Genomic DNA, 5,812 nt, shown 5'->3' on the forward strand with positions numbered 1-5,812 from the left:
GGCGACCCGGCGCCGGGTCGCCCTGCTGCTGCTGCTCACCCTCGGCATGTGGATGACCGACGGCCTACACGGCATCAACCCCGCCTGGGTCGGGCTGGTCACCGCCATCGTGTTGCTGCTGCCGCGGATCGGCGTGGTGCCCCCCAAGGCGTTCAACGGCGCCATCGACTTCGGCATAGTGCTGTTCGTGGCCGGCGCGCTCGGCCTCGGCGCCCTGGTCAACGCCTCAGGGCTCGGCGCCGAGGTGGGCGGCGCCCTGCAGCGCTGGCTGCCCCTGGCCCCCGGCCACGACGCCACCAACTTCGTCTCCCTCTCGGCCATGGCGGCCCTGACCGGGCTGGTGGCCACCATCCCCGGGGTGCCCACCGTGCTCACCCCCATGGCGCCGGATCTGGCGGCCGCCTCCGGCTTGTCGCTGCCCGCCGTGCTGATGACCCAGGTGGTGGGGTTCTCCACCGTCATCTTCCCCTACCAGGTGGGGCCGCTCATCGTCGCCATGCAGCTCTCGGGGGAGCGTCTCGGCGAGCTGCTAAGAGTCACCCTGCCGCTGGCCCTGCTCACCTTCGTGGCCCTGCTGCCCCTCGACTACCTCTGGTGGCGCCTGCTCGGTTGGTTGGGGTAAGCCGCTCAGAGGATAAAGGGCCATCCCGTGGGATGGCCCTTTTTTCGCCGGCACCTCAGGGGGCCACATCGGCGCGCAGGCGCGCCATCAGGGCCACCACCGCTGGCAGGCGCAGGGCATCGGGGGAGTAGCAGAGCCCGAGGCGGCGCTTGAGGGGCGGCGCCGCCAGGGCCACCCGAGCGCAGCCGGGGGCGATGAGCGACGCCGGCAGCCAGGCGATGCCGACCCCGGCGGCCACCATGCGGGCGGCCAGGGCCAGGGTGCCGGCGTGCTGGGGCCAGACCGGCGCCTGATTGCCGAGGATGGCGAGCAGCCGCTGCTGGGCATAGTGGTGTGGGCACATCACCCAGCACTCCCCGGCCAGCTGCTCGGGGGCGAGCGCCTCCTCTCCGGCCAGAGGGTGGCCGGGCGGCAGTGCCAGCAGGAAGGGCTCTTCGAGCAGGGGCAAAAACAGCTCGTCCTCGCAGCGCAGCGACTCGCAGCCCAGGCGCAGATCGCCGCAGCACCCCTCTGCCAGGGTGAAACGCAGCCCCTCGATGGCGGCCAGATGAGCGCTCAGCGTCCTCACCAGCTCCGCCCCCAGCTCCCCCTCGATGCCGACGGTGAGCTCGAGGTGGGGCTCGGCGGCGCGCAACGAGCGCGCCAGCGCCTCGGCATCGCCGATCAGCCGCTTGGCCCCGGGATAGAGGCGGCGCGCCGCCTCGGTCGCCTCGACCCCGCGCGCCTGACGGGTGAACAGGGCGGTGCCGAGCTCCTCTTCAAGCCCCTTGAGGGTGGCCGACAGGGTGGGCTGGGTGATGAACAGACGCGCGGCGGCGGCGGTGATGTTGCGCTCCTCGAAGACGGCGACGAAGGCGCGCAGGGGACGAATATCCATAGAAAAGACCTATGTCAGAGAGTGAAAAAAGCCATTTTTCACCGGGATTTTGCCTCTCTATAGTGGCCTCCAGCGCAAAAGGCATCAAGCCTTCCTATTTCTGATTGAGTGGAGAATCCGACATGACCCAGCCCCTTATCGTGATCACCGGCGCCAGCTCCGGCTTTGGCGCCGCCTGTGCCCGGCTGTTTGCCGAGCGCGGCTATCCCCTACTGCTGCTGGCGCGCCGCATCGAGCGCCTCGAGGCACTGGGGCTCCCCAACACCCTGTGCCGCCAGGTGGATGTGACCGATCGCGCCGCCCTGACCGCCGCGCTGGCCGAGGCAGAAGCCCGGTTTGGCCCGGCCGATCTTATCGTCAACAACGCCGGCCAGATGCTGCTCGGCAAGCTCGCCGAGCAGGACCCGAGCGAGTGGGACCGCATGCTGGATGTGAACGTGAAGGGGGTGCTCAACGGCATCCACGCCGTGCTGCCGGGCATGCTGGCGCGCCGTCACGGCACCATCATCAACATCAGCTCCATCGCCGGGCGCAAGACCTTCCCGAACCACGCCGCCTACTGCGGCACCAAGTTCGCCGTGCACGCCATCTCGGAGAACCTGCGCGAAGAGGTGGCGATGCAGGACGTGCGCGTCATCACTATCGCCCCCGGCGCGGCCGAGACCGAGCTGCTGAGCCACACCAGCAGCGATGAGATCAAAGCCGGTTACGATCAGTGGAAGGAGCACATGGGCGGCGTCATCTCGGCCCAGGATATCGCCGAGGCGGTGCGCTTTGCCTACGAGCAGCCCCAGCACCTGTGCATCCGCGAGATAGTGCTGGCCGCCACCCGCCAGGAGCCTTAAGCGCCCCACCCCATCAAGGAGCCTTAACGGCTCCTTTCTTTGTTGCCCCCGTCCGGGCAGTGGAGGCGCGCCGCCCGGCCGGGTAGAGTGGCGCTCGAGTGGTACCAACACAAGGAGACCCCATGATTCAGAGCCGACAGTGGGCAGAGGAGCTGCTCGCCTGGAACCGCCACCACCTGCGCGCCGAGGCGCCGCTGAACGAGGCGGCCATCGGCGAGCGCTTTGCAGAGCACTTCACGGTGCGCGCCAACGGCCGGGAGTACCAGACCGACCGGCCCGGCTACCTCGCCTTCTTGCAGGGGTTTCGGGCCAGCATCGCCACCATCGACTATCGGGTGCAGGAGTGGGTCTGCGAGCCGGGCAGCGCCGTGTTGGCGATGCAGGCGAGCGTGACACGCCTGACCGGCAAGACAGAGCGTTTCGAGGCCATCTTGCTGCTGCGTTTTGACGAACGCGGTCTGATCACCCTGTGGCAGGAGGTCTATCTGCCGAGCCCACAATGAAACAGGGGGCCCAGGCCCCCTGTATGTCGGCGCATCCCCCGAGAGACTAGGTGAGGTAGTAGCGCCACATCCGCACCGGCTCCGAATAGCCGACCCGGATGCAAAACGGCGAGAGGTCATGGTTGGCCTGATCCAGCGTCAGGCGCTGGTGGGCATCCTCTTCACACCACTGCACAAACTCGTCGCTGTTAAAGCTGTAGTGATCCCCGTGAAAGGCCCCGTGGGCCTCGATAAGCCCGATGGCTTTCTCCGTTTCCATGATTGGCCTCCTGGCACTCGGTTACTCTCTTCCAGTTTAGGCCCGGGAACTGTGGTTGGCAGCCCACACGCCAGGCACTCAAACGGCGAGTTGGGTGGCTCAGGGGACAATGCTCCACATGGCGCTCTCCATGCCGGTCTCACGAAAATCCATGACCACCGGATAGCGTTTGCCACACCCCTCGACCTCCCAACGCTCTTTCCAGTACCGGCTGCCGGGCTCCCCCTTGGGAAGCTGTAACACCACGGGCACAAACCGCTGCGGCGCATCGCAGCCCAACGCGGCCACCTGGCCCGCCACACCGACCATGGCATCCCGGATCAGTTGCTGGTTGGCCAGGGTTCCCTCCTGCACCGGCTGGAGGGGTTCGGCATGCAGCGGCACTATGCAAGCGACCAACCACAGTAGCGGAGCACATTTCATCATCTCACTTTCCTTGTTTCTACCAATGGCGACAACTCGCCTCAATTGAGGCTGACCATAATACATGGAAAGGAGAAGGAACAGATAGGGGGGCAATACCACACCCGACAGTGACGAAGGGGGCTTTGCAAGTCAGTTAGCCGCTACGCGGCGCTCAGAATGGTGGGTGTCCCAATTCGGTGCCGGCTATCACCAGCGCTCGACAGCCGAGACCGCCATGTACCGGTTCAAGCAACTCATCGGGCCGAAGATGAGCCTGCGGAGCTACAACGCCCAGGTGGGCGAAATCCTGGCTGGCGTGAAGGTGATGAACAAGCTGATAGGGCTTGGTATGCCTGTTCGCCAGCCAGTGAATTGAGTGGCCATCGACGGGATGGGAAACGACTATCCAACGACTGATTTGATCAACAACGCCTATCCCTGATGCCAAGTGGGACTCACGATCTCACGCAAGGGACTTGTTCGAGTCGAACCCTATCGCTTATAGTATAGATGATTTTGCCAAGTCTATAAGTTCATGTTTTGTGGCCAACCAGTCGCACAAACTGAGTTGGATTTGTCATAAAATTCCATTTCCTCGAACGAAAATCTATCATTTAAATTTCTGGTTTAGAATATGAAAAAAGTTTTATTGGCTGCAATAATAATTAGCTCTCATTCTTTTGCCAATACGGCATATGTACCTTTTAATAGTAAGTCTTCCGGAGGGAATCAGTCTTCAAGGACCTGTTTCTATATGACAAACATAGCAGATGTTGATGTTGATGCCACTTTTAGAACATTTAAAGAGGATGGTGTTGAATACTTGGGGGAGATTGTTTCAAATAAATATATTATTGCGTTGAACACCCCATTCAAATTATCACCAAAACAAACGGCAAGTTTTTGCTTACCACCGAAAGCTCCTAGTTTTGAAGGGTCTGGTCAAATAGATGTTGTAGCCTCTGATGGTATCGGAAGAGGGCAACTCATGGTTGCTCAAGGTCATTTTCTAATATATCTTTCCGGTAGCAATGCAACGACTTCCACCATCGTCATAAATGGCGGGATGCCATTCTAAATACAATGAAAAAAAATATATAGAAGGGCGCTTTTGCGCCCTTATTCATTACCCTTCCTGATTTTCCCCGGCCACCGGCTCGGCGCCGGCGACCGGTTCGATCTCGATGCGATCCACCCGCTGCAAGCCACGGGGCAGCTTGGCGCCGCGGCGGCCGCGCTCGCCACGGTAGTACTCGAGATCAGAAGGTTTCAGGGTCAGCTTGCGCTTGCCGGCAAACAGGGTGACCGACTGGCCGGCGGGCACCACGGCGAGCTGGGTGACAAACTCCTCGCGCGCCTTCACCCGGGCCGAGGGGATGCTGATGATCTTGTTGCCCTTGCCCTTGCCAAGCACCGGCAGGGTCGAGAGTGGGAACAGCAGCATGCGCCCCTCGTTGGAGATGGCCATGCAGAGATCGCTGTCCGGGCTCTTGATGGGCTGCGGCGCCAGCACCTGGCCCCCCTCCGGCACCGACAGCAGCGCCTTGCCGTTCTTGTTCTTACCGATCATGTCCTCATAGCTGCAGACGAAGCCATATCCCGCATCGGTCGAGAGCAGATAGGGCTCCTGCTCGCTGCCCATCACCACATGGTGCACCTCTTCGCCCGGGCTTAAGGCGAAGCGACCGGTGAGCGGCTCGCCCTGGCTGCGGGCCGAGGGCAGGGTGTGTGCCTCCAGCGAATAGCTGCGCCCCAGGGTGGAGAGGAACACCGCCTGCTGGTTGCTGCGCCCCAGGGCGTCGCACAGGAACTGATCGCCGGCCTTGTAGCTGAGGCCTGCGCTGTCTACGTCGTGCCCCTTGGCGGCGCGGATCCAGCCCGCGGCCGAGAGGATGACGGTGACCGGCTCGCTCGGGGTGAGCTCCTTCTCGGTCAGGGCCACGGCGGCGGCGCGCTCCACCAAGGGGGTGCGGCGATCGTCGCCGTACTTCTCGGCGTCGGCCAAGAGCTCCTTCTTGATGAGGGTCGAGAGGCGACGCTCGGAGCCGAGGATGAGCTCGAGCTTGCCGCGCTCCTCTTCCAGCTCTTTTTGCTCGGCGCGGATCTTGAACTCCTCGAGCTTGGCCAGATGGCGCAGCTTGAGCTCGAGGATCGCCTCGGCCTGGGTCTCTGTGATGCCGAAGCGTTCGATCATCACGGCGCCCGGCTCATCCTCGGTGCGGATGATGTGGATCACCTCATCGATGTTGAGGTAGGCGATCAGCAGGCCTTCGAGGATGTGCAGGCGGGAGAGCACCTTGT

The 5,812-nt window shown here is 63.0% G+C and carries 8 protein-coding genes and 1 pseudogene; 5 read left to right on the plus strand and 4 right to left on the minus strand.

Annotation, left to right across the window (positions count from 1 at the left end):
• A partial coding sequence (locus tag BN1121_RS02775; RefSeq protein ID WP_197065736.1) for an SLC13 family permease occupies window positions 1–622 on the plus strand: 622 nt, incomplete at its 5' end.
• A gap of 55 nt (window positions 623–677) precedes the next feature.
• On the opposite strand, the gene BN1121_RS02780 is transcribed toward BN1121_RS02775, so the two are convergent.
• Complete coding sequence (locus BN1121_RS02780; RefSeq protein WP_005346544.1) at window positions 678–1,499, minus strand: LysR family transcriptional regulator; 822 nt, start codon at window positions 1,497–1,499, stop codon at window positions 678–680.
• A 122-nt stretch (window positions 1,500–1,621) separates the two neighbouring features.
• On the opposite strand from BN1121_RS02780, the gene BN1121_RS02785 reads away from it, so the two are divergent.
• Entirely contained in the window at window positions 1,622–2,344 is a 723-nt protein-coding gene (locus BN1121_RS02785; RefSeq protein ID WP_005346547.1) for an SDR family oxidoreductase, read from the plus strand.
• Window positions 2,345–2,466: 122 nt separating this feature from the next.
• Window positions 2,467–2,847: a nuclear transport factor 2 family protein gene (locus BN1121_RS02790; protein ID WP_005346551.1), complete on the plus strand. Its 381-nt coding sequence runs from the start codon at window positions 2,467–2,469 to the stop codon at window positions 2,845–2,847.
• Window positions 2,848–2,893: 46 nt separating this feature from the next.
• On the opposite strand, the gene BN1121_RS02795 is transcribed toward BN1121_RS02790, so the two are convergent.
• Window positions 2,894–3,106: a hypothetical protein gene (locus tag BN1121_RS02795; RefSeq protein ID WP_005346554.1), complete on the minus strand. Its 213-nt coding sequence runs from the start codon at window positions 3,104–3,106 to the stop codon at window positions 2,894–2,896.
• A 99-nt stretch (window positions 3,107–3,205) separates the two neighbouring features.
• On the minus strand, window positions 3,206–3,532 hold the full coding sequence (locus BN1121_RS02800; protein WP_005346556.1) for a hypothetical protein: 327 nt from the start codon (window positions 3,530–3,532) through the stop codon (window positions 3,206–3,208).
• A 178-nt stretch (window positions 3,533–3,710) separates the two neighbouring features.
• Here BN1121_RS02800 and BN1121_RS02805 point away from each other — a divergent pair.
• A pseudogene (locus tag BN1121_RS02805) lies at window positions 3,711–3,887 on the plus strand (IS5/IS1182 family transposase); the annotation flags it as partial.
• Window positions 3,888–4,145: 258 nt separating this feature from the next.
• On the plus strand, window positions 4,146–4,589 hold the full coding sequence (locus tag BN1121_RS19670; RefSeq protein ID WP_152424596.1) for a hypothetical protein: 444 nt from the start codon (window positions 4,146–4,148) through the stop codon (window positions 4,587–4,589).
• A 48-nt stretch (window positions 4,590–4,637) separates the two neighbouring features.
• Here the strand turns inward: BN1121_RS19670 and BN1121_RS02810 are convergent.
• On the minus strand, window positions 4,638–5,812 hold a 1,175-nt coding region (locus BN1121_RS02810; RefSeq protein WP_043597152.1), incomplete at its 5' end, for a DNA gyrase subunit A.

The organism is Aeromonas diversa CDC 2478-85, from assembly GCF_000819805.1.
GTDB lineage: Bacteria > Pseudomonadota > Gammaproteobacteria > Enterobacterales > Aeromonadaceae > Aeromonas > Aeromonas diversa.